Source organism: Aquabacterium sp. A7-Y (assembly GCF_026153205.1).
Lineage (GTDB): Bacteria > Pseudomonadota > Gammaproteobacteria > Burkholderiales > Burkholderiaceae_C > Caldimonas.
The window spans coordinates 13208-35607 of record NZ_JAPFBW010000039.1 but is presented as its reverse complement, the minus strand read 5'-3'; the positions used below and the strand labels follow the sequence as shown (position 1 = coordinate 35607).

Annotated in this window: 24 protein-coding genes; 6 read left to right on the top strand and 18 right to left on the bottom strand. The window is 70.1% G+C overall.

The features are described from left to right. Positions 1-28 precede the first annotated feature (28 nt). Together phnE and OOT46_RS26400 are read left to right on the top strand one after the other, a co-directional pair. Positions 29-820: a phosphonate ABC transporter, permease protein PhnE gene (gene phnE, locus OOT46_RS26405; protein WP_265406615.1), complete on the top strand. Its 792-nt coding sequence runs from the start codon at positions 29-31 to the stop codon at positions 818-820. Beyond that, a complete protein-coding gene (locus OOT46_RS26400) occupies positions 820-1404 on the top strand; it encodes a phosphohydrolase (RefSeq protein ID WP_416136259.1) in 585 nt (194 codons plus the stop codon). Before phnE ends, OOT46_RS26400 begins: the two co-directional genes overlap by 1 nt. Positions 1405-2022: 618 nt before the next feature. Here the strand turns inward: OOT46_RS26400 and OOT46_RS26395 are convergent. The 18 genes from OOT46_RS26395 to phnG all read right to left on the bottom strand — a co-directional run bounded on the left by OOT46_RS26395 (position 2023) and on the right by phnG (position 19635). After that, complete coding sequence (locus OOT46_RS26395) at positions 2023-3300, bottom strand: serine hydrolase domain-containing protein (RefSeq protein WP_265406613.1); 1278 nt, start codon at positions 3298-3300, stop codon at positions 2023-2025. A gap of 224 nt (positions 3301-3524) precedes the next feature. Beyond that, the gene (locus OOT46_RS26390; protein ID WP_265406612.1) at positions 3525-4583 is read right to left on the bottom strand and encodes a sensor histidine kinase; all 1059 of its coding nucleotides are present in this window, start codon (positions 4581-4583) and stop codon (positions 3525-3527) included. Next, the gene (locus OOT46_RS26385) at positions 4580-5311 is read right to left on the bottom strand and encodes a response regulator (protein ID WP_265406611.1); all 732 of its coding nucleotides are present in this window, start codon (positions 5309-5311) and stop codon (positions 4580-4582) included. Before OOT46_RS26385 ends, OOT46_RS26390 begins: the two co-directional genes overlap by 4 nt. A gap of 194 nt (positions 5312-5505) precedes the next feature. Continuing rightward, positions 5506-5898, bottom strand: coding sequence for a DUF4150 domain-containing protein (locus tag OOT46_RS26380; RefSeq protein ID WP_265406610.1), 393 nt, complete (start codon positions 5896-5898; stop codon positions 5506-5508). Between the two features lie 4 nt (positions 5899-5902). Continuing rightward, positions 5903-6628 (bottom strand): DUF3540 domain-containing protein, encoded by a 726-nt coding sequence (locus tag OOT46_RS26375; protein ID WP_265406609.1) that lies wholly within the window; start codon positions 6626-6628, stop codon positions 5903-5905. A 32-nt stretch (positions 6629-6660) separates the two neighbouring features. Continuing rightward, positions 6661-7710: a pentapeptide repeat-containing protein gene (locus OOT46_RS26370; protein ID WP_265406608.1), complete on the bottom strand. Its 1050-nt coding sequence runs from the start codon at positions 7708-7710 to the stop codon at positions 6661-6663. An 11-nt stretch (positions 7711-7721) separates the two neighbouring features. Further along, positions 7722-10427, bottom strand: a complete 2706-nt coding sequence (locus OOT46_RS26365; protein WP_265406607.1) for a DUF2169 family type VI secretion system accessory protein — start codon at positions 10425-10427, stop codon at positions 7722-7724. Positions 10428-10436: 9 nt separating this feature from the next. Continuing rightward, positions 10437-10811, bottom strand: a complete 375-nt coding sequence (locus tag OOT46_RS26360; protein ID WP_265406606.1) for a hypothetical protein — start codon at positions 10809-10811, stop codon at positions 10437-10439. Between the two features lie 7 nt (positions 10812-10818). Further along, positions 10819-13107, bottom strand: a complete 2289-nt coding sequence (locus tag OOT46_RS26355) for a type VI secretion system Vgr family protein (protein ID WP_265406605.1) — start codon at positions 13105-13107, stop codon at positions 10819-10821. A gap of 229 nt (positions 13108-13336) precedes the next feature. Next, the gene (locus tag OOT46_RS26350) at positions 13337-13492 is read right to left on the bottom strand and encodes a hypothetical protein (protein WP_265406604.1); all 156 of its coding nucleotides are present in this window, start codon (positions 13490-13492) and stop codon (positions 13337-13339) included. After that, entirely contained in the window at positions 13489-14634 is a 1146-nt protein-coding gene (locus OOT46_RS26345) for an alpha-D-ribose 1-methylphosphonate 5-triphosphate diphosphatase (protein WP_265406603.1), read from the bottom strand. Before OOT46_RS26345 ends, OOT46_RS26350 begins: the two co-directional genes overlap by 4 nt. Continuing rightward, entirely contained in the window at positions 14631-15362 is a 732-nt protein-coding gene (phnL, locus tag OOT46_RS26340) for a phosphonate C-P lyase system protein PhnL (protein ID WP_265406602.1), read from the bottom strand. Before phnL ends, OOT46_RS26345 begins: the two co-directional genes overlap by 4 nt. Then, positions 15359-16156: a phosphonate C-P lyase system protein PhnK gene (phnK, locus tag OOT46_RS26335; protein ID WP_416136258.1), complete on the bottom strand. Its 798-nt coding sequence runs from the start codon at positions 16154-16156 to the stop codon at positions 15359-15361. Before phnK ends, phnL begins: the two co-directional genes overlap by 4 nt. After that, positions 16153-16620, bottom strand: coding sequence for a GNAT family N-acetyltransferase (locus OOT46_RS26330; RefSeq protein WP_265406601.1), 468 nt, complete (start codon positions 16618-16620; stop codon positions 16153-16155). Before OOT46_RS26330 ends, phnK begins: the two co-directional genes overlap by 4 nt. Next, the gene (locus OOT46_RS26325; protein WP_265406600.1) at positions 16617-17462 is read right to left on the bottom strand and encodes an alpha-D-ribose 1-methylphosphonate 5-phosphate C-P-lyase PhnJ; all 846 of its coding nucleotides are present in this window, start codon (positions 17460-17462) and stop codon (positions 16617-16619) included. The genes OOT46_RS26330 and OOT46_RS26325 overlap by 4 nt, the downstream gene beginning before the upstream one ends. Further along, the gene (locus OOT46_RS26320) at positions 17459-18547 is read right to left on the bottom strand and encodes a carbon-phosphorus lyase complex subunit PhnI (RefSeq protein WP_265406599.1); all 1089 of its coding nucleotides are present in this window, start codon (positions 18545-18547) and stop codon (positions 17459-17461) included. Before OOT46_RS26320 ends, OOT46_RS26325 begins: the two co-directional genes overlap by 4 nt. A 3-nt stretch (positions 18548-18550) precedes the next feature. After that, positions 18551-19165, bottom strand: a complete 615-nt coding sequence (gene phnH, locus OOT46_RS26315; RefSeq protein ID WP_265406598.1) for a phosphonate C-P lyase system protein PhnH — start codon at positions 19163-19165, stop codon at positions 18551-18553. Continuing rightward, a complete protein-coding gene (gene phnG / locus OOT46_RS26310; RefSeq protein WP_265406597.1) occupies positions 19162-19635 on the bottom strand; it encodes a phosphonate C-P lyase system protein PhnG in 474 nt (157 codons plus the stop codon). The genes phnH and phnG overlap by 4 nt, the downstream gene beginning before the upstream one ends. Before the next feature lie 82 nt (positions 19636-19717). Between phnG and phnF the strand changes: the two genes are divergently transcribed. The 4 genes from phnF to OOT46_RS26290 are packed head-to-tail and all read left to right on the top strand — an operon-like array spanning position 19718 to position 22396. After that, on the top strand, positions 19718-20488 hold the full coding sequence (gene phnF, locus OOT46_RS26305) for a phosphonate metabolism transcriptional regulator PhnF (protein WP_265406596.1): 771 nt from the start codon (positions 19718-19720) through the stop codon (positions 20486-20488). Then, on the top strand, positions 20485-21162 hold the full coding sequence (locus tag OOT46_RS26300; protein WP_265406595.1) for a DUF1045 domain-containing protein: 678 nt from the start codon (positions 20485-20487) through the stop codon (positions 21160-21162). Before phnF ends, OOT46_RS26300 begins: the two co-directional genes overlap by 4 nt. Then, complete coding sequence (locus OOT46_RS26295; RefSeq protein ID WP_265406594.1) at positions 21159-21728, top strand: phosphonate metabolism protein/1,5-bisphosphokinase (PRPP-forming) PhnN; 570 nt, start codon at positions 21159-21161, stop codon at positions 21726-21728. Before OOT46_RS26300 ends, OOT46_RS26295 begins: the two co-directional genes overlap by 4 nt. Before the next feature lie 14 nt (positions 21729-21742). Further along, positions 21743-22396: an ElyC/SanA/YdcF family protein gene (locus OOT46_RS26290; RefSeq protein ID WP_265406593.1), complete on the top strand. Its 654-nt coding sequence runs from the start codon at positions 21743-21745 to the stop codon at positions 22394-22396. The last annotated feature ends 4 nt before the right edge of the window (positions 22397-22400 follow it).

The following is a 22400-nucleotide window of genomic DNA, read 5'->3' as shown; positions in this document are numbered from 1 at the left end:
ACGCAGGGCGCCGCCCGGAGGAGACCCGATGACCACCCTGGCTGTCGAAGCGGCGGCGCAGCCGCCGCGCGCCTCATGGGGGCAGCTGCTCCTGTGGGGCCTGCTGCTGTCGCTGCTGGCTGGATCCTGGCAGGGCGCCGACATGCGCCCGCTCGACCTGTTCAGCGATGCCGGCAACATGGGCGAGTACCTGAAGGGCTTCCTGCCGCCCGACTTCAGCGACTGGCGCCACTGCCTCGCCGAACTGGTGGTCACCTTGCAGATCGCCGTCTGGGGCACCGCGCTCGCGATCGTCTGCTCGGTGCCGCTCTCGCTGCTGGCGGCCGGCAACCTGACGCCGTGGTGGATCCACCAGCCGGTGCGGCGCCTGCTCGACGCCTTCCGTTCGATCAACGAGATGGTGTTCGCGCTGCTCTTCGTCGTCGCGGTGGGGCTCGGTCCGTTCGCCGGCGTGCTGGCCCTGTGGGTGCACACCACCGGCACCCTCGCCAAGCTGTTCTCGGAAGCGGTGGAGGCCATCGACCCGCAGCCGGTGGAGGGCATCCGGGCGACCGGCGCGCACCCGCTGGAGGAGATCGTCTACGGCGTGCTGCCACAGGTGATGCCGCTGTGGATCTCGTTCGCGCTGTACCGCTTCGAGGCCAACGTGCGCTCGGCCTCGGTGGTCGGCATGGTGGGCGCGGGTGGCATCGGCATGGTGTTGTGGGAGGTCATCCGCGGCTTCCAGTACGCCCAGACGGCCGCGGTGCTGCTGATGCTGATCGTGACGGTCTCGGTGATCGATCTGTTGTCGGCGCAGCTGCGCAAGCGGCTGGTGTGATGCACGCGCTCGACCGCATCGAGGCGCTGTTCGCGGAGCACGGCGACGTGTTCTACGACGGCGCCCGCCACGAAGCGGTGACCGCGCTGCAGCATGCCCTGCAATGTGCGCAGCTCGCCGAGTGCGCCCGGGCCCCGGCCGCGCTGGTGGCTGCCGCACTGCTGCACGACATCGGCCACTTCGCCGCAGCCTTGCCGGATGCGGTGGACGACGGCCACGAACAGCGCGCGGTGCCCTTCCTGGCGACCGCCTTCCCACCTGCCGTCGTCGAGCCGATCCGTCTGCACGTGGCCGCCAAGCGCTGCCTGGTCGCCATGGATGCGGCCTATGCGGCGACGCTGTCGCCGGCATCGGTCCACTCCCTCACACTGCAGGGCGGGCCGATGTCCGCGGCCGACTGCGCGGCCTTCCGGCAGCTGCCCTTCGCCGAGGACGCCTTGCAGCTGCGGCGTTGGGACGACGCGGCCAAGCTGCCGGGGCGCAGGACACCCTCGCTGCGCTACTACCTGGCCCTGTTGGCGGAGGTGGGGCTTGGCGCCTCCACGGAAGATCCGGGCCAAGGCTCTTGCACAACCCGCTCGTGACTTCCTGCCGGGCGGGCCGTCCTCTCTAGCCTGTGTGTCGCCTGAGCGTCGCCGAGACTCCGTATGCGTTCCGGCATGTCCTCTTGAACGGACGGCATCGCCAGCGGCGCCGGCTCACATCATTTGCAAGCAGCGGTCCCTGGGACGGGGCAACCGGGACTCGGGAGTCAGTTCTTCACGCCGTATAGCCGCAGCGGACGGCAGTCGCCCTGCTTCACCTGGGATTTGAGATAGTCGGCCAGGCAGTTAGCGTTCTTTTGGGTTTGCTGCCGCTCCTTGTCGAGTTGGGCCCCACCCGCTGGATCGACTGTGATACAGCCACCGCTTCGCTCACCGGTGTGCACATACCTGTCACCCTGGTGCGCAATCGCATCGCCATGTTGGCAAAGGCGGAAGCGGGAAAGTGCGACAGTAGGTAAACGCGACCAGACGCTATTGTTATTGAATGGAACCCGGCTTTACACGGGCCACGAGGGTCCCGGCTAAGCGCCAGGTTCCGCGCAGCGATAGGTTCAACTTCACCTTTTTCTGAGCCCGCATCTGCGGCAAAACCACCACTTTGCGAGCGACCTGCCCAGCCGGATCGTCGGTGACACCCTGGCACCGAGTTCGCACGCGCTATTGTCGCAACGCGTCCACCACGGCTTTGAAGAAGGCGAAGTCGAGCTGGTCCTGGCCGGTGGGCTGGAGCCAGGCGCTGTTGACCGCGATCACCACCTTCTCGGGCCGGTCGATGTAGATGTACTGACCGAAGATGCCCCCGGCGAAAAACTGGGCCCCCGGCGCCGTCTGGGTGTCGATCCACCAGGCGTAGCCGTAAAAGTCCAGCGTCTCGCCGGTGCTCAACCGCAGCGGGGAGCCGGCCTCGGTGACCCAGCCGCTCGGGAGCACCGGCTCACCACCGGCCACGCCGTCGTTCATGATGAACAGGCCGAAGCGCGCATAGTCGCGCAGCGTGGCACTGATGCCGCTCCCCCCGATCTCGTGGCCGTGCGGCGCATCGAGCCACCAGCGGGCCCGGTGCTCCATGCCGAATTTCCTCCAGATCTTCTCCGACAGGTAGGTCGCTGCAGGTCTCTGCACGGCGCCGATCAGCACCTCGCCGGCGACCTGCGTTTCTCCGGTGCTGTAGTTGAAGACCGAACCGTGCGGCGCGACCCGCGGCACGGACCGCAGGACCTCGAGCATCGCGCCCGGCGTCTGCGCGATCTGGGCCTCGAGCAGCCGGCGGCGGTCCGAGGTCGGGTCGGTGTAGAGCTCGCTCCACTGGACACCGGAGGTCATGCTGATCACGTCACGGACCGTCGCGGTTTCGTAGCCGCTGCCGGCCAGGCGGGGCACGTACTTGGTCACCGGGTCGTCGAGGCTGCTGATGTAGCCGTCGCGCACCGCCGCGCCGATCAGCGTGGACGTGACCGACTTGGCCATCGACATCGACATCCACCGCGTACGCCGGGTGTTGCCGAATCGATAGGTTTCGTGGGCGACCTTGCCGTCCTTGAGGATCAGCAGCCCGGCGACCCGGTTCTGCGTGAGGTAGTCGCCGAGGTGATAGGTCTGCCCTTGCCAGGCGAAGGTGACGTCCTTCAACGGCTTGGGCGACGGAGGCAGGGGGACGGGCTTGCGGGCGGGCTCGATGCGGCGGGTGGCGAAAAGGCGGTGGGTGTTTCGGTAGGTCGATACGGCCAGCTCGGGTGTCAACGCCCCGTCGTACAGCTGGCGCACGGTAGCTATCGGCTCATGGTCATGCGGGAAGCCGTAGAGCTCCTCCTCCCCTCCGCCGCAGGCGGAAAGGGCGCCGCCGAGGGCGCCCAGTAACAGGGCCATGCGCAGCGGGCGTGCCCACGATGCGTGGCTTGGGGTCACGTTGCCGAGTCGGCGTGCAGTCTCAGTCATGTCGTTTCCTGCAGTGCTGTGGAGGAGCTGCCGGAACGGTCCTGACACGTGGCACAGGGCCGTTGCCGGGTGCGTCGGCCCCAGGCGGGCGGCTTGCATCGGCCGGCAGTGCGACGCAGTGTGCGAAGGAAAGATGGTGCTGGTGTGCAGACGGTGTGGAGATCCGATGGAGCCGGCTTCGAGGCCGGAACACGCCTCCCGGTGCGGTTTCCGTCTGCCTGGCCCTAGCCCTGCCAGGCCACCTCGAAGACCGTTCCGCCGGTGCTGGAAGGACGGCAGCTTGCCTGCCCCGCGTGTGCCTGGGCAATGGCACGCACGACGGCGAGGCCCAGGCCGCTCCCGCCGCGACCTGACGGTTTGGTCGGCTCGCCTCGCTGAAAAGCGTCGAACACCCGGGACGAGAGTGCCGGATCGATGCCCGGGCCGGCATCTTCCACCCGCAGCCGGCACACGCCGCCGTCAACCCCGGCACAGATGCGCAGGAGCCCGGGCACCGCGTGGTGCAGGGCATTCTCAAGCAGTGCCAGCAGAGCTTGCCGGATGCGAACGGGGTCGCACACGGCGACAGCGGGTTCATCAAGGTCGAGTGCGAGCACGAAGCCGGCGGCCCGCAGGCGGGGCTCGAAGGCCTGCACCACGCTGGCCACTTCGGACGCTAGGTCGGTCTCCTCCAGCTGCAGCCGCAGGTGGCCGCTTTCCTCGAGGCCCAGCACACGGAGGTCCTCGATCAGCCGGCCCAGCCCTTCGACCTGCGTCAGCAGGCTGCGGAACTGCGCTTCGCCGGCCTCGAAGACACCGTCGCTCAAGCCCTGCAGCCGGCCGCTGAGCACCGTGACGGGAGTGCGCAGCTCATGGGCGATCGCGGCATGCCAGAGCGTGCGTTCACGTGCCATGTGGTCCAGCCTTTCCGCCATGGCATTGAAGTCATGCACCAGTTGGGCGGCTTCCCCGACGGCACGGTTGTCGTGGCGCGCGCGCGCCGCCAGATTGCCCTTTGCGACCTGCCGCAGGCTCTGCGCCACGGCGTTGAGCGGCGCGAGGATACGTCGCGACAGCTTCACCGCCACCACCACCGTCAGCACCAGGGCCGCCAGGGTGGTGCCGACCATCCAGCCCAGCTCGGCGCCCGAGGGCGTGACGCCTTCGGAGATGATGCCCGGCCAGCGCTTGAGCGCAACGACATAAAAGGCGTAGAAGCCCAGAAGCGAGAACACGGCCACCGCCACCGACAGCAGGCCCATCCACAGCACGATCTGCCGCCGCAGCCCGGCCGATGTTCTCATCGCTCGCTGTCAAGTCGGTAGCCCACGCCCCGGACGCTCAGCGGCACCCCTTCGATGCCGAGCCGCTCGAGCTTCTTGCGAAGCTTGCTCAGGTGGCTGTCGACGGTGCGCTCCAGCGCGCTGCCCTCGGGCAGGCAGGTGAGCAGCAGTTCCTCCCGGCTGAACACGCGCTTGGGGGACCGGGCCAGGTGGGTGAGCAGGCGGAACTCCGTCAAGGTCAGCTCGAGTGGATGGAGCATGGCGCCGACCCGTGCCGTCGCCTCATGGCTCTCGATGTCGATCTCGAAGGCGCCGGCGCGCAGGCGCGATCCCCTTGCGCCCGGGGGCAGCGAGCGGCGCAGCACCGCGTGCACCCGGGCCACCGCTTCAGCGCAGTTGAAGGGCTTGATGACGTAATCGTCCGCCCCCATGCGCAGGCCCAGCAGCTTGTCGATGTCCTGGTCGCGCGCGGTCAGCACGATGACCGGCGTGTCGCCGCGTCGCCGCAACTCTGTCAGCACGCCCCAGCCGTCCAGCCGGGGCATCTTGATGTCGAGGACGACGAGGTCGGGCTTGAGCGACATGTGAAGCTCGAGGGCACGCACCCCGTCCGGCGCCAGTACCGTGCGGAACCCGTCGCGCTGGAGGTAGGCGGCGAGGATGTCGGCGATCTCGGCCTCGTCCTCGGCGACGAGAATGAGGGGCGTGGCGTGCTGGAGCCTGTCGAAGGTGGCTGCGGTATCGGCCATGGGCGGGCGTGTCGGGGAGCTTCACTCGCAGCCTGTATGGCGCCCGGGCGTTCGCGCTGTCAACTGCAATTGTTTCCGCGACCAGGAAGAGGGCCCTATGCCCCTGACTCACTTGATCGGCCCAGCACCGGCCTACCTTTCCTTCCCGGCCTCTCAGCCCGCCCACCGGGCCACGCTCTCTGCCGTGCAGTCTCTCAGGGCGCCAACAGCAAGACCTTGACCTGGCTCGGCGCGACCCGCATGCCGGGCGCGTTGGTGCTGTTCTGCAGCGACGTGCTGGTCAGCCGCGTGGCCGGCATGCCGCCGAACAGCACGGTGAAGGCGGCCGTCAGGTGGCGGCTCGGCCCCATCACCATGCCGGACGCCACCCCCAGCGCCACCCCGGCGTTGTCGCCGTTGGTCATCGGGATGGTGGTGCCGAGGTGGTGCGCCGGCGCGCCGCCGAGCAGCACGTGGTAGGCGGCGCCGACGCCCATCGGCGACGCGGCCACGTTGGGATAGGTCACCGGCGTGGGGACCGGCATCGGGGTCAGGCACACGTCGGGGAAGGCGAAGTCGATGCCACCCATCTGGGTGTTGGCGAACATGGTCTCACCCCACCTGGATCTGCTTGCCGTCGATCTTGACCAGCTCGCGGCTCTTGATCACCGTGTGCTGCGCCTGGATGTTGAGCATCTCGCGGGCCCTCAGGTCGACGTGGCCGACCCGGGCCGACTCCAGCTCATCGACCTGGCGGTGGTAGCCCTGGGCCTGCAAGGTGTGGGTCCGGCTGACCTGGCGCAGCGAGGTCGCGGTGGTCTCCAGCACCTCGGCCACCCACTGGGCCACGCGGCTGACGATGCCCAGCCGCCCGGTGAGGAGGTCGACCTGCTCGGCCTCCAGCCTCAGGCGGTCCGCCCCCAGGCGCAGCTGCCCCGCGCTGGCCAGGTCGACGGCCCCGCTCGCCTGCACCGCAAGACCGCCCTGCACCACCCAGGTGGTGTCGCGTTCGGTGCGCAGCACCAACGGCTCGGCCGAGCCGCGCGCCAGCACGGCCAGCACGTACAGCTGCTCGTCCCAGCCGGCGAGCAACACGACGTCGCCGGGCGCCGGCACGGTCAGGCAGGAGGTCGCGAGCCCGGCTTGGCGCAGGCCGGCCGGGGTCGAGACCGTCACGCGGCACTGCGCCGGCTCCGACTCGGAGACCCGCTCGACCTCGCCCACCTGCTGGATCACGCCCTGCGTGAGCCCGGACGGCGCCCTCCCCTGGGACTCCGGTGGCATCGTGGCCGGCGGGCCGTCTCGACGTTTCGTCGGCACCTGTTGCGGCTCGTTCATCTGTGTTTCTCCCACCGGGCTTGCATCCCGGCTCACTGTGGCGCCAGCCACGATTCGGCCTTCACGGTTTCAGGATCGTCGGGCGCAGCCCTGGCCCGGTCCAGGCCCCGCGTCCGCCCGGCCTGCACCCCGCGCAGGCCGGCGCGGAACAGGTCGGCGCCGTCGAACTCGCTGCCGGTCAGCACGGCATGCGCGAAATCGGCATAGCGCAGGTCGGCGCCGTCGAAGCGGCAGGCCTCGAAGCGGCCTCGCTGCAGCACCGATTCGGTCAACACGGCGCGCGAGAAGCAGGCGCGGACGGCGTATGCGCCGGTCCAGACCGACTGCGGCAGGCGCGCATCCGAAAAGTCGCAGGCCTCGAGCTGCGCTTCCAGCCACAGGGTCTGCGGCGCATCGACGCCCTGCAGGCAGGCCTGCTGGAGCAGCGCCCCCTTGAAATTGCAGTTGCCCAGGCGGGCGCCGCTCAGGTCGGCGCCCGTCAGGTCCGCCTCCATGAACTGCGAGCGGCTCCACTGCGCCCCCGCCCAGCGTTGGCCAGCCAGCTGGCAGGCGACGAAGACGCCCTGATCGCCGCGCGGCGTGCCAAAGTGCGCACCGCGCAGGTCGGCCCGGTAGAACACGGTGGCGTTCAGCACCGTGTCCTGCAAAACGCTGCCGGCGAATCCGCACTCCAGGAAAGACACCTGCTCCAGCTTGGCCCCCGACAGCTCGGCATCGGCGAAGTCGCATTTCGCGAAATTCGCGAACTCCAGATCGGCACCGGTCCAGTGAGAGCGCGCCAGCACCGATTCGGTGAACGACGCGCCGGGTGCGTACAGGCCGCCCAGTTCGGCCCCCGTGGCGTCGCACTGGTGCAGCGTGGCGAGGTGCAGGTTGGCCTGCCGCAGGGTGGCCCCGGTGAGATGGCATTCGACCAGGGAGGCCTCGCGCAACAACGCGCCCGACAGGTCGCAGCCCGAGAAGTCGCAGCGCATGAACACCGCTGCCGAGAGGTCCCGCCCGGCCAGCGCGAGACCCGACAGCCGGAGGTCCATGACCGGCTCGGCGGCCGCGATCTTCGCCTTCAGTTGCTCGATGTCCATCGCACGGTCCTTCACGCCGGTCCGCTGCCGGGCGGCAGCACCTTGAGCGCCGGCAGGGTGCGCACCTTGGCGGTGTAGGCGCGCTCCCAGCGGGTGTGCTCGTCGCTATCGATGCGCGCGAGGTCGACCGCGAACAGGTTGCTGTCGCGCAGATCGGCTCGCTGCAGTTGGGCGTGCTGCAAGATCGCACGCATCAGGTTGGCCGCGACGAAGCGGCAACCCTGCAGGCCCGCCTTGGCGAGCAGCGCCTCGCTCAGGCTGGCGCGGCTGAAGTCGGCACCGGCGCAGCGGCTGTCGCCCAGATCGGCGCCGTCCAGGCGGCAGCGCTGAAAATCGGCCCCTTCCAGGGCCAGGCCACGCAGGCTGGCGCGCCGCATCACGGCGCCCCGGAAGCTGGCCTTGACCAGCGAACAGTGGTGCACGAATCGCACGTTGTCGGCCTCGGCGCCATCGAACACCGCGCCGTCCAGTCGGCAGTTGACGAAGTCGGCCGACGCGAGCCCGGCCTGCGCGAACACCGCACCGGCCGCCTCGCACTCGATGAAGGAGGTTTTGTTCAGATGGGCGCCCACCAGGGAGGCGGCGCCCAGCCTGCAACGCAGCAAGACCAGATGGTCGAGACGGGCCGAAACGAGTCGCACACCCGACAGGTCGGTCTCCAGCAAGCTGGCACCTTCGAACACGCTCTCGTCGAGCTGCGCCTGTGCCAGGACCGCCTGCGTGAGGTTGGCGCCACGAAAGCTGTTCTGCAGGCACAGCGCCCGGCTCAGATCGCTCTTGCCGAGGTTGGCCTCGGCAAAGCTGGCGCCCTGCAAGCGCGCCTGCACGAAACGCGCATGCGCGAGCGATGCACGGTCGAAACAGGCCCCCGCCAGGCCGGCGCCGCTGAAGTCGGCGCCGTCCAGGGTTGCGCCACTGAAATCGGCCCCCGACAGGTCCATCTGGCGGAAGTCCGCGCCAAGCAGTGTCAGCCCCGCGAAGCTCTTGCCCTGTGCCTTGAGCTGCGCCGCGCTGTGCCGCCAGCGCTCGGCGGTGCCTGCGTCGACCGGGGGTGGTGTCTCCCGCACATGGGCCGCGGCACGCCACAGCGGCTGCATCTTCGCATCGGCTTGCGCAGCCCGCTCACGCATCTCGGTCGTGATGGGTGAAGCGGGCGCCAGCTGCCCGGCGTGCGGTGCCGGCAGCTCGCTCAGCGGGCGCTCGACGTCGCGCAGGAGCTGGGTCAGGCTGGGCAGCGGCTGCCCCGCCCCCGGTCCGCCCGCCAGCCGGTCCCGGAACGGCGCCAGCACCGAGGTCTCGAAACCCGCGCCGCTCAGCACCTGGTGCACGTCGTCGAGCACGCCATCGCGCGCCTGCTGCTGCAGTTGCTCGAGCGCAGCCCCGCGCTGCAGCGACGGCCGGCGCGCCCAGGCGATCAAGGATCGGGTGTCGCCGGGCAGTCCGGCCGACAGGTCGGGGGCCTGCAAGGCTACGAGCGCCTCGGCCTGGCGTTGCCGTGCCTCGGCAAGTGCCTGCTCGCCCAGCACGCTTTGCAGCTCGCTTTCAAGGCGCTCGGTCTCGCTGCGCAGCTTGTCCTGGTGGCGCTGCAGACCGATGCCGGAACTCTTCAGCAGCGCTTCGAAGCGCGCCAGCGACTCGTTCGGCACCGCCAGGCCGGCCGGCAGCAGGTCGGTGTCGTCGAGCGTGCGCAAGGCGCCGTGCTCCTCGTCGAGGCGCTCTGAGATCGCCTGCAGGTAGTGTTGTTCGCGTGGGCGCGGCTGGCCCAGCCATTCGGCCCCGACGCACATCAACTCGACCTGGTCGGCAAACTCGTCGGCGACCGGCATCAAGGCGTGCCAGATCAGCGCCGCCCGCAACTGGTTGGGGAAAAACCAGACGGTGGACAGGCGACACTCCAGGAAACGCCCCATGCCGACCGCCATGCCCTTGTCGCGCACCACGACCACCGGGCACACGCCGGGCAGCCGGCCGGTGATGCGCGGCCGGTCCGGGTGCAGGTGAACCAGTTCCAGCGTTTCGTCGCCGCTGAACGCGCAGCTCTGCCACTGGTCCTCGCTGCCGACACAAAAATAGCGCCAGTCGAGGTCGGCGGGCGTGCCCGGGAAGTCCTGCTGCATCCACGCCGCATCGTAGCTGCCGTCGAAGCGCTTGCGCTGCGGCGACATCGGTCCCAGCGGGCCGAAGCTGGCCGGCGCGATCGCCTGGTTCGGCGCGACGCTGGGCTGCGCGGGGTATTCGACCTGCGGCAGCTCATGCACCCGGCCGGCCGCGGTCGTCACCGGCGCACGGCCGCGCCCCTGCCGGTTCAGCTCGAAGTCCGGCCCGCCGTAGGCCTGCTCCCAGCCCATCGGCATGCGGACGAAGGGCTCGGGCTGGCTGAACGCGCGGCCCTCCCAGCGTCGCGTGCCGAACACATGCAGCGTCTTGCTCAGGCCGCCGAGCCGGACGCGGGTCTCCAGCCCTGCCACCGGCTCGCCGCCGGGCGCGCAGGCGTCGCCCGAGACAAGGAATTCGGCGCCGTACTTGGGCATGGCAGCGTCGAGTGGCGTGTCGCCCAGCAGCGGCGGCACCAGCTGCCACAGCTCCTGCTCCGGCAGCAAGGCGGGCTCTTCGCCGAGCGGGACAAAACCGACCACAGCGACGCCCAGGTAGGCCCGGCGCTGGCGTTCGAAACAGCGGTGCAGCACCGACAGGCACTGCGGCTTGAGTACCCTCATGGCGCCCCGCTACCGCAACCCGGACGCGGCGACGGCCCAGGGCTCGTCGAACACGAACACATCCGGCTGGTGCGGATCGAGCCGCACCTGCAGCACCGCACCGGGCACCAGAAGGCCGGCGGCCTGCACCGGGATCACGTGCCGCACCGACAGCTCGCGCTCGGGCCGGCCCGGCTCGCTCAGCACCAGTTGCAGGGCCAGCTCCGGGTTGTTGGCGACCCAGTGGCCGGTCTGCGACGCCGACACGACCCGCACGCGAGCCCGGGTGCCGGCCTCGCGCAACTGCTGCTCGCGGCGCTGCGTGCGGGCGCTGTCGTAGAACAGCCAACTCAGCACCAGCACGGCGACCAGGGCGGGCACGACAAACAGGGGATCGATCTTCATGGGGCGCTCAGATCACGATGAAGGTGGAGTACTTGGACAAGGCGATCGCGCCCTGCTTGACCGCCGACGCGATGTTCTTCAGCTCCAGCGCCGTGGTCGCCTTGTCGATCATGGCCTTCTTTTCCTTGATGCCGATGTGCTCGCTCTTGTAGGTCACGCCCAGCATGCTCAGGCCCTTGGTTTCCAGCGTCACCAGCTTGGCCTCGTAGCTCAGCAGCGTCAGCCGGGTGACCGCGCCGATCACCCGGCCGTCGTAGCCGGTCCACCAGGACGCCTTGGGCGTCGCGCCCGATACGGTGGCGCCACCGAGCAAGGTCAGCGACGGTGCGTTGATCGTGACCCCACCGTCCGCCTTCAAGGAATAGGCCTGCGGCGTCGTGATGCCGATGCCCAGGCTCGCGCTCTGGTCGATGCGGCCGATGACGTCTTCCTTGACATTGCCGGTGACCTTGATGGTCTGGCCGCCGGCATCGACCGTGTGCGTCTGGCCGCCGGTCTTGACGGTGGTCTTCAAGCCGCCGGTGATCTCCAGGGTCTGACCGCCGGCGCTGACGGTGTGCTCGTGCCCTCCGGTCTTGATGGTGGTCTTCAGGCCGTCGGTGATCTCCTCGATCTCGCCGGCGCCGATACGCCGCACGCTCAGCTGGTCCACCAGCAGATCGCGGAAGTCGCCCTTGACATGCTCGTAGCGCGACTTGTCCACGGTGAGGCGGTCGTTGCCGTGGATGGCGGTGGTGCGGTCCGCGCCGACGTCACGCAGTTCGGCCGCCTCCACCTCGGTACGCAGCTGTCGCTCGGCGTGGACGAAGATCTCCTCTTCGCCCTTCTTGTCCTCGAAACGCAGCTCGTTGGCGGTGCTGCTCGACCCGCCCTCGCTCGAACGGGTCACGATGCCACTGCGGGTCTTGTGCTCGTTCAGCGTCCAGGGCGGCATGTGCTCCTTGTTGTAGACCCGGCCGGTCACCACCGGGCAGTCCGGATCGCCTTCCAGAAAATCGACGATGACCTCCTGGCCGATGCGGGGGATCGCGATCATGCCGAAGTTCTTGCCGGCCCAGGGATGCGAAACACGCACCCAGCAGGAGCTGTTCTCGTCGGACCCGCCGCGGCGGTCCCAATGGAACTGGACCTTCACGCGGCCGTACGCGTCGGTGTGGATCTCGTCGTCGGAGGGCCCGACCACGATCGCGGTCTGGGGCCCCTGCACCACCGGCCTGGGCGTGAGCCGCTGGGGGCGGAAGCTCTCGCGGCTGTCGAGCACCCCGAAGCTGCAGCGCAAGCCGGCGCCGGGCTCTGGCGTTTCGCGCGACTCGTGCTCGTTGGTCCCCAGCTCCAGCGCCGTGCGGGTTACCAGGTACTCGCGCTGCTGGCTGCCGCGCGCCTGACCGGTCAGCCTGAATACCGACCCCACGGCGATACCGCGCGCGTTGCCCGCGCCCTCGATGCCTTCATGGCGGGCCTGCAACTCCTCCAGCCGCACCCGCGCATAGTGTTCGCCGTCGTCAGCGTCGCGGTAGTCGCCCGGATAGTCGTAGAACTCGCCACCCGCCTCGGCATGCCGGCGCTGGCGTCGCGTGGAGGCGCGCAGGTCCGCGCTCGGCTTCTCGAAGTCGAAGTCGTCGAGGACAAAGGCCCCCGGCTGGATCTCGCGCGAGACGCTCCACTCGTCGACGTGATCCTGGTCGAGCCGGCTGCGGCGACCCGGCGGGATGAAGGGAATGCTGTGGTAGCCGTCGAAGGGCTGGTGTGCCCCCGGTCCGTCGGCCAGGACCAGGGTGTGTCGGCCCTCTTGATGCTCGAAGAAGTAGTAGATGCCCTCCTGCTCCATCAGCCGGCTGACGAAGTTGAAGTCGGTCTCGCGGTACTGGACGCAATAGTCCTTGGGGCGGTAGCTGCCGGTCAGGCGGTTCTCGACCGCGGCCGACGGGTACTTGTCGAAGATCTCCTGCAGGATGTCCGGCACCGACTGGTTCTGGAAGATGCGGCAATCGCTGTTGCGCGTCAGCAGCCACAGCCAGGGTCGCGCCGTCAGGCGATAGCGGTGGTAGCGGCCCACATGCCCGCTCAGGCCGAAGCGCGTGACGTAGCCGTTGAAGCAGCGCCGCACGCCGGCGGGCAGCTCGAGCCGGACCGTGACCTTCTTGCCGAGCAGATCGTCAGGGTCGATGTCGTCGCGCTCGGACAGAAGCTCGATGCGGAGCTCGAACAATCGCCCCAGCTCCTCGCTGGCGTTCATCGAGCGAAACAACAGAACGTCCTCCCCCAGAGGCGTGCTGATGTCCATGACGCGTGGCATAACCGTCCCTTCCTTGACTCGCGAGGCTGCGCGGATCTCGACTGTCCTGCGCGGAGCGTTCGAGTTCGAGTGGCGGCATTCTGGGCAAGGAAATGTGCGGACCCTATCCCTAACCTGGTCGCCCCGCGCGGAGGGAGATGTCACAACGCAGCCATGAAGCTCGGGTAGGAAGGGAGGCTCTCGACCAGGTGCCGCAAGCCGCGCTGATGAGCAGCGCTTGTCGCGCGTTTCAGTAGAGCGTCTCGCGCTGCCGGTCCGGCAGCGCCGCATCGTAGGCCGCGCCGTCGATGCTCGCATCGCTGTGTGGCCCGAGCGCAGCACGGCGCGGCCGCACTGCTTCGACGCCGCGCAGGTCGTGCACGGCATCGCGCCACACGGCCGTCATGCCACCCTCCGCCCGTCGCGGAACACCTCGCGCACCGACGGCAGGCCGTCGACCTCGACGACACGGACCAGGTCGGCTTTCAGGCCGACCGCAATCTCGCCGCGGTCGCCCAGGCCGCAGGCCAAGGCTGGCGCCCGGCTGACGACACGCACCGCTTCAGGCAGCGAATAGCCCGCGTCCTGCTGCAGCTTCCAGGCGGCCTGCAGCAGGCTGGAGGGTACGTAGTCGGACGACAGCGCGTCGAGCACGCCGGCGCTGGCGAGCGCGATGGCCGACACGTTGCCGGAATGCGATCCGCCGCGCACGACGTTGGGCGCGCCGGCCACCGTCGAGAGGCCCAGCGCACGCGCATGGCGTGCGGCCTCCAGCGTGGTGGGGAACTCGCTCATGGTGGCGCCGAGGGCCTGGGCCTCGTCGACGTGCGCGAGCGTCGTGTCGTCGTGGGTCGCCAGCGCGATGCCGCGTTCGCGCGCAAAAGCGGTGAACCAGGCGCGGTTCGGCGTCGCGTAACGTGCCTGGCGCTCGGGGGCGACACGCACTTCCTCGTCGAAACGCGCGTCGCTCCAGCCCTTCTTGCCGGTGTAGTAGACGCGGGCATGCTCGATATCGGTCCACTGGCGCTGTCCGGGCGTGTGGTCCATCAGCGAGATCAGGCGCAGCCGCCGGCTGCGTGAAAACGCATCGAACAGCGCTTGCGCGTTCTCGGCCGGCAGTTCGCAGCGCACATGGATCAGGTGCTCGGCGCGCAGCGCACCGGCCGCCTCCAGGCGGTCCAGCACCTCGAGCAGCGCACTCTGGTCGCGCGAGCGGAAGCCGTCGCCATAGGGGTCGCCGACGCCGATCGCGTCGAGCACGGTCGTGATGCCGGCCGAGGCGATCTCGGCATCGTGGGCCTGCAGCGCCGACTGCATCGGGAAGTTGACGCGCGGACGCGGCATCACGTGGCGCTCCAGGTTGTCGGTGTGGACCTCGACCAGGCCGGGCAGCAGCAGGTCGCCGTCCAGGTCGACGGCCGCCGGGGAAACACTCGCGCCGCGGCCGATCGCGGCGATGCGGCCGTCGCGCAGCACCACATGGCCTGTCAGCACCTCGTTGCCGAGCACCAGGCGGGCGTTGTTCAGGAGGGTCTCGTTCGAATTCATGCTTCGTGCCTCACGCTGATGCAACGGGTCGCGACAGCGTCGCGCACCTCTTCGTCGTGGAAGATGCCGACGACGGCACTGCCACGGTGTTTCGCTTCTTCGATCAATCCGATCACCACCCGGCGGTTCGCCGCGTCGAGCGACGCGGTCGGCTCGTCGAGCAGCAGCAGCCGCGCCGGCTGGATGAAACCACGGGCGATGTTGACACGCTGCTGTTCGCCGCCCGAAAACGTCGCCGGCGGCAGCTCCCACAAGCCACGCGGCACCTGCAGGCGCTCCAGCAGCGCGGCGGCCTCCTCGCGGGCGGCCGCGAGCGCGCGCTCGTGGCCGGCTTCGTCGAGGCTCGCTGCCGCCGGGTCGGCGTCGACACGGCGCTCGGCCACCACGTCCAGCGCCGGCACGCGCGGCACCACACGCAGGAACTGGCTCACATAGGCCAGCTCCCGGCGCCGCACCGCGATCACCTGCTGAGGCGTCGCGCTCGCCAGGTCCAGCGTCGATCCGTCGTCGCGAGACAGCAGCACCTCGCCGCCGTCCGCACCATAACTGCCATGCAGGCACTTCATCAAGGTGGACTTGCCCTGCCCGGACGGGCCCACCAGCGCGACACATTCGCCGCCGTGGACCTCGAACGAGACCCCCTGCAGCACCGGCAGCCGCAGGCCGTCGCGCAGGTGCAGCGTGAAGGTCTTGCGCAGGTCGCGCACGCGAAGCACGGGAGGCGTCATGGCATCACCACCGAGGAGACGAGCAGTTGGGTGTAGGGGTGCTGGGGATCGTCGAGCACACGGTCGGTCAGGCCTTGCTCGACGATGCGGCCCTCGCGCATCACCAGCGTGCGGTGCGCGAGCAGGCGCGCGACACCGAGGTCGTGCGTGACGATCAGCGCGCACAGGTGCATGCGAGCGACCAGCAGGCGCACCAGATCGAGCAGACGCGCCTGCACCGACACGTCGAGGCCGGAGGTTGGTTCATCCATCAGCACCAGGCGCGGCCGTGTCACGAGGTTGCGGGCGATCTGCAGGCGCTGGCGCATGCCGCCCGAGAAGTTGCGCGGGCTGTCGTCGACGCGGGCCGGGTCCAGCTCGACGCGCCGCATCCACGCCTGTGCGCTTGCGTGCAGGTGGCCGTGGTGCCGTTGCCCGAGGGCCATCAGTCGTTCGCTGACGTTGGCGCCGGCGCTGACGTTCATCCTCAGGCCCTCGGCGGCGTGCTGTTCGACGAAACCCCATTCGGTGCGCGCCAGCTCGCGGCGCTCGCGCTCGGGCAGGCCGTGCACGTCGACCCAGCGGCCGTCGGCGGCGCGGTAGTGGACCTGACCCTCGGCCGGAGCGATGCGGCCGGCAATGCAATTCAGCAAGGTGCTTTTGCCCGAGCCCGATTCGCCGACGATCGCGACCACCTCGCCGGGGTACAAGCACAGGGCTGCCTCCCGCACCGCCCACCGACCCGCGGCGCCGGGCGCCGCGAAACGGTGGCTCACTGCCTCGACGCGCAGCAGCGCCTGGTCCTGCGGGCTCACCGGGCACCTCCGAGCGCTGCGACAAAACTGAAGCCATGGCGCTGGAAGCCGAGGCTGTCGTAGAAGGCGTGCGAGGCTTCACGACGCTCATTGGACGACAGCGCGAGCTTGTAGCAGCCGGCGGCCTGCGCGCGCTCCATCGCCTCGTGCACCAGGCGACGACCGAGGCCGCAGCCCTGCGCCGAGGGGTGCACGGCCACGTCCTCGACGAGCGCGGCCGGTGCGGCGCGGTGGGCCAGCAGCGGCAGGATGAACAGCGTCAGGGTCCCGAGCGGCCGGCCGTCGCGGTCTTCGGCAATCAGGACCTGGGCGCCGGCCTTGCGCAGCTCGGACCAGTGCGACACGGCCTGCGCCGGGTTGTTGTCGCCGGGCTGGTCGAGGCCCGAGCTTTCATACAGCTCCAGCAAGCTGGGCACGTCGTGCACAGTGGCGTCGCGCACCGTCACGGGGGAAGTGGCAGTCATCGGGGGTTTCCTTCGGTCTGCTGCCGTTGCTCGCGGCAGTGGTCGGTGTCGGAGCAGGTCCAGAGCGCCGGACCGTCCGGCACGGGAACTTCGTCGAGCCAGCTGCTGGTGCTGCCGCACAGCGCGCAGGCATGCGCGGGCAAGGGCACCTCGAAGGGGTGATCCTCGAAGTCCAGGCTGCGCACGTCGGTGTACGGGGGCACCGCGTAGAGGCGCTTCTCGCGGCCGGCGCCGAACAGCTGCAGCGCGGGCATGCGGTGCATCTTGGGGTTGTCGAAGCTCGGGATCGGGGACGGCGACATCACGTAGCGGCCGTGCACCAGCACCGGGTGGTCGTAGCTGCTGTCCAGCCGCCCCCAGTGCGTCAGGTCTTCGTACAGCTTCACATGCATCAGGCCGTATTCCCGGTAGGCATGCAGGCGCGTCGCCTCGGCGCGGCGCGGCTCCAGCTTGTAGAGCGGCTCGGGCTGCGGCACCTGGAACACCAGCACCTGGCCTTCGGCCAGCGGCGCCTCGGGGATGCGGTGGCGGGTCTGGATCAGCGTCGCCTCGCGGGTGCGCTCGGTGGTCGCCACCCCCGTCGTGCGCGCGAAAAAATGGCGGATGTTGACGGCGTTGGTGGTGTCGTCGGAGCCCTGGTCGATCACCTTGAGCACGTCGCCGCGGCCGAGCACGGCGGCGGTCACCTGGATGCCGCCGGTGCCCCAGCCGTAAGCCAGGGGCATCTCGCGCGAGCCGAACGGCACCTGGCACCCGGGCACCGCGACCGCCTTCAGCAGCGCGCGGCGGATCATGCGTTTGGTGCCTTCGTCGAGGTAGGCGAAGTTGTAGCCGCTGTTCATGCGGAGGTCTCCCCGGTGGGGCGCAAGCTGCGCACCATCTGCAGTTCGGATTCGAAGGTCACGTAATGAGGCAGCTTCAGGTGCTGCACGAAACCCGAGGCCTCGACGTTGTCGCCGTGCGGCAGCGCGAACTCCTGCTGCTGGGCCGCGCTTTCGAGGCTTTCGTCGAACTCGTCGGCGCGCAGCAGGCGGTCGACCAGCGACATCGCCATCGCACGGCGCTCGCCATGGCCGAAGGCGATGCCGTGGCCGCGCGTGAACTGCGGCGGCGCCACAGCACTGCCGACGAACTGGTTGACCATCTGGCAGTCGGTCAGCTCGATCTCGCCGATCTCGATCGCGAAGCCGAGCTCGTCAGGGACCACCTCGACCGGCACCGCGCCGAAACGCAGCTCGCCGACGAAGGGATGGGTGTTCGCGTAGCCGCGCTGGCTGGAGTAGCCGAGGCCCAGCAGCCAGCCCTCGTCGGCGCGCGCCAGCATCTGCAGCCGGGCCGTGCGCGGCATCGGGTAGGCCGGCGGCTGGCGCGTGATGTCGGGGGGCTCGGGGTCGCCGGGGCTGGGCGCCGCCGCTTCGACCAGGCCCTCCTCGACGAGGCGGTACAAGGCGGACTCGACCTCCGGGGGCGTGTCGGCGGCCGGCGCCGCCGGCGCTGCGGCCTGTGCCGGCTCGCGCTGCGTGTCGAGCAGGTCGAAGTCCAGCAGGCGCTGGGTGTAGTCGAAGGTCGGGCCCAGCAGCTGCCCGCCGGGCAGGTCCTTGAAGATCGCGGAGACGCGGCGCTGCACCCGCATGCGGTCGGTGTCCAGCGCCTGGGTGAACCCGAAGCGCGCCAGCGTGGTGCGGTAGGCACGGATCAGGAAGGCGGCTTCGATCGCGTCCCCACGCGCCTGCTTGAGCGCCAGCGCGGCGAGTTCCGGGTCGTACAGCGAGCCCTCGGCCATCACACGGTCGACCAGCAGGCCGAGCTGCTCGCGAATCTGCGCGACCTCGAGTTCGCGCAGCGCCGGGTCGCCCCTGCGCGCGGCGTCCAGCAGCTGCCACGAGGCGGCGATCGCGGCCGCGCCTCCCTTGACGGCGATGTACATCGGTCAGTCCTCCAGGGCGATGCGGGTGGATCGGGGCAGCGCGGCGAGGCGTTCGCCGCAAGCCAGCACCAGGTCGGCGCCACGTGGGAAGTCGGCCTCACGGGCGATGCGGGCGCGCCAGAACGCGGCTTCAAGGCCTTCCGGGGCCAGCGTGTGCTCGTGTTCGATGCCGGGCCCGCGCAGACGCAAGCGCGGCGCGTCGCCCAGTTGAGGCAGGTCGATCAGCAGCGTGGCCGACGTGTGGGGGGCCTCGTCGGTGCCGGCGCCGGCCTGCGACCACAGCTCGGGCGACGCGCTCGCCGCCGGCAGCACCAGCCAGTCCGCCGCTTCGGGGGACGCGACGATGCGCGCGCCGGTGTGGAAACGCAACCAATCGGCGAGCCGGCCTTCGGCGTACGACGGGCACAACCAGACACGCAACTCGGGATCGGCGAGGCTCAGCAGCACGGCGGCCGCCGCAGCGCCGAGGCCGGCCGGCGGCGACAGGCGCGCGGCGTCGACGGCGTAGATGCGGCCGGGCCGCGACATCGCGTCGAGCAGGCGCCGGAATACCTGCTGCGTTTCGTGCACCGGGTCGGCAAACCCGGCGGGAAGATCGGCAAGCGACGGCGTGCTCATCGGGCGGCCTCGGGCTGAAGGGTGTAGAACAACACGCGGCTGGCGGCCGTGCGTGCGGCATCGGCCGCACGGCGTTCCGCGAGTGCGGCGGCCAGCGGTGCCAGCACGGCGTCGGCCAGCAGCGCGTGCAGTGACGGCAGCTGCAGGAGCGCATCGAGCTTGGCAATCCATTCGGCGCGCTGGGCGTCGCGCCCCAGCACCCAGCCGACGCCGGCGGTGGCCGGCCCCTGCGCCGGTCGGTGCGTCACGACACAGCGTGTGACGGTCGCCTCGCCTACATTAAACCGGTCGCCGCCGTTGGTGATGCGGGCGCGCACCATCACGAGCCCCGTCTCGGGGCGGCGCAGCCATTCGAAGCCGTGATCGGCGAGCACCGGCGGGGCCTGCGCGGCCAGCTGCTCGCGCGGGGCCTGAGCCAGCAAGGACAGCCACGCGCGGCGGCCGTTGTCGGGAGGGTCGGTGTGGGTCATGGTGTCGTGGTCATCGCGATGTCATCTAGATGACTTTAGGATGGCGCCCAGTATCGGTTTCGTCGATGACAGTTTCTTGAACATGACCAGACATTCCCTGCTCGACCTCGCTCCTGCAGAGGCCTCCGCCGAGGCGCCGCGCGCCCGTCTGTGGGAGGCCATCGCCCAGTCGCTGAGAGAGGACATCGTCTCGGGCCGCATCGCCCCGGGCGAGCGCCTGCCCAATGAAACTGCGCTGGCGCAGCGCTTCGGCGTCAACCGCCACACGCTGCGCCAGGCCGTGCAGGCGCTGGTGCGCGAAGGCCACCTGCGGGTGGTGCACGGCAGCGGCACCTATGTGCGCGAGCTGGTGCTCGACTACGCGCTGCAACGGCGCACGCGCCTGAGCGAAAACGTCGCGCAGGCCGGCGAGCGCGCCAGCCGCGAGCTGCTCTCGCATGAACGCGTGCCCGCCGGCGCCTGGGCGCGGCCGCTGAAAGTGGCGGCGTCGAGTGAAGTCGAGGTGCTGCACACCCGCGCCTCGATCCGCGGCCGGCCGGTCGGCATCACCACCTCGGCCTATCCGTGTCCGCGCCTGGCGGAGATGGCAGCGGCCTTCGGCAAGACCGGCGCGATCACGGCGGCGCTGCGCCGCCTCGGCGTCGACGACTACGTGCGGGTGCGCAGCACCATCTCGACGCGGCTGCCCACGCTCGCCGAAGCCGACGCGCTGGCCCGGCCCGTGACCCAGCCGGTGCTGGTGGTCCAGTACGTCAACGCCGATCTGGACGGCACGCCCGTCGAGGCCGGGACCACCCTGTTCGCCGCCGATGCGGTGCAGCTGACGGTCGAGCCGGACGGAGACCTCGCATGACGGCCCGGCATGCGGTCTACTGGGTCCCGGCCGCCGACGATCCGCTGTGGCACGCCGGCATCGCCTGGCTCGGGCGCGATCCCACCGAAGGCCGGCCGCTGGGTGCAGCGCCGCCTCACCGGGCCTCGCCGTGGCGCTATGGCTTTCATGCAACGCTGAAGGCGCCGATGCGCTGGCGCGAGGGCAGCGATGCGTCGGCCTTCGCCGACACGCTCGCCGCGCTTGCGCGCGAGCACCGGGCGGTGGAGATGCCGGCGCTGCGCGTGGGCTGGCTGCGCGACTTCATGGCCCTGTGTCCCGAGGCGGCGCTGCCGGCGTCGTTCGCCGCGCTCGCCGCCGACTGTGTCGCCCGGCTCGACCCGTTTCGCGCGCCACCCGACACGGGCGAGCGGGCGCGTCGCGTCGCCGGTCTGGACGACGAGCAGGTGCGCCTCTACGACCGCTGGGGCTACCCGCATGTGTTCGAGCGCTGGCGCATGCACCTGACCCTGTCGGACGAAATCAGCGCGGACCAGGCCGCGCTGCGTGACGAGCTCACCGCGGCGGCCGAGCGCCATTTCGCGGAGGCGCTGGCAGCGCCTCGCCCGGCCGGCGAGCTCGCGTGGTTCGTCGAGCCCTCGCCCGGTGCGCCGTTCCGGCTGGTGCGGCGCTTTCCGCTCGGAGACGGCCGATGACGGGCCCCTTGCTGAACAGCGAACGGCTGATCGTCGTGGTCGGCCCGTCCGGCGCCGGCAAGGACAGCGTGCTTCAGACCTGGCTCCGGAAGCTGCCGCCGGGGACCGGGCCGGCGCCGGTGCGCCGGGTCATCACGCGGGCCCCCGACCCGCAGGGCGAAGGCCACGAGTCCATCGACCCGGCGCACTTCATCGACCTCCGGGCCTCGGACACCCTCGCCTTCTGGTGGGAGGCGCACGGGCTGCACTACGGCGTGCGGCATACCTCGCTGGCACCGCTCGGGCAGGGGCGCTGGGTGGTCCTGAACGGGTCGCGGGCGCACCTGCCGCAGCTGCGCCGGCGTGCACCCGGGGCCCGCGTTGTCGAAGTGACGGCCCCGCCCGAGCTGCTGGCGGCGCGGCTCGCAGCGCGGCGGCGCGAGGATGCCACCGCGGTCGCGGCGCGGCTGGCCCGCGAGGTCCCGGTCAGCGGCGCGGCGCTGGTGGTAAGCAATACGGGCGACGTCGCGGCCGCAGCGGCGCTGCTCGACCGGTGGTGGCAGGGCCTGCGCCGCGAGGGGGACTGATGGGGGCAAAGAGGGTGCCGTCCCTGCCCGACTCGGCGTCCGGGGCAGATGTCTATCGGAGCGGGGCAGATCACCGCGTTCCGCAGGCAGGCGACGTCGAGCTGGACGACTGGGTCTTTCAAGCGGGGGATGCTGTTGAATCGGACACCTTGTTCGTATTCGGCACGTCGCATCACATCCCGCATTTCGCGGAGCGCATCCAGGCGCTGTGGAGCGGCTTGTCGCTGAGACGTGCAATCGTCAGCGGCCACCGCGGCGAAGCGGACCGCATCGTCACCGCAGCCTGCCAGCTGGGCATTCCGGCCGATGTCTTCGAAGTCGAGCGGCGCGCCAGCAACACCTACGAGAACGTGCTTCTCAGCGCGGACCTCTTGCGGCGTTGCTGTCCGGCACGTCAGCTTCATGTCCTGGCGAAACTGCATGCTGCGCCCCGCAGCTTCCTGACGCTCAAGAAACGCTTCCCAGACTGGCAGGTGGCGCTCCATGGGGTCGACTATTTCCACGTGGACCGCACCTCCTGGCGCCGTCACGACGAGTTTCGGCGCAAGGTTGCCGAGGAACTGATCAAGATTGCCGACTACAGCGAGCGAGGACACATTGCTCGACCACAGAAGCACGGTTTCGATGCTTCGAGCTTGCGCGCGGCGGCCGCCGGGCTGATGCGCTGACCGG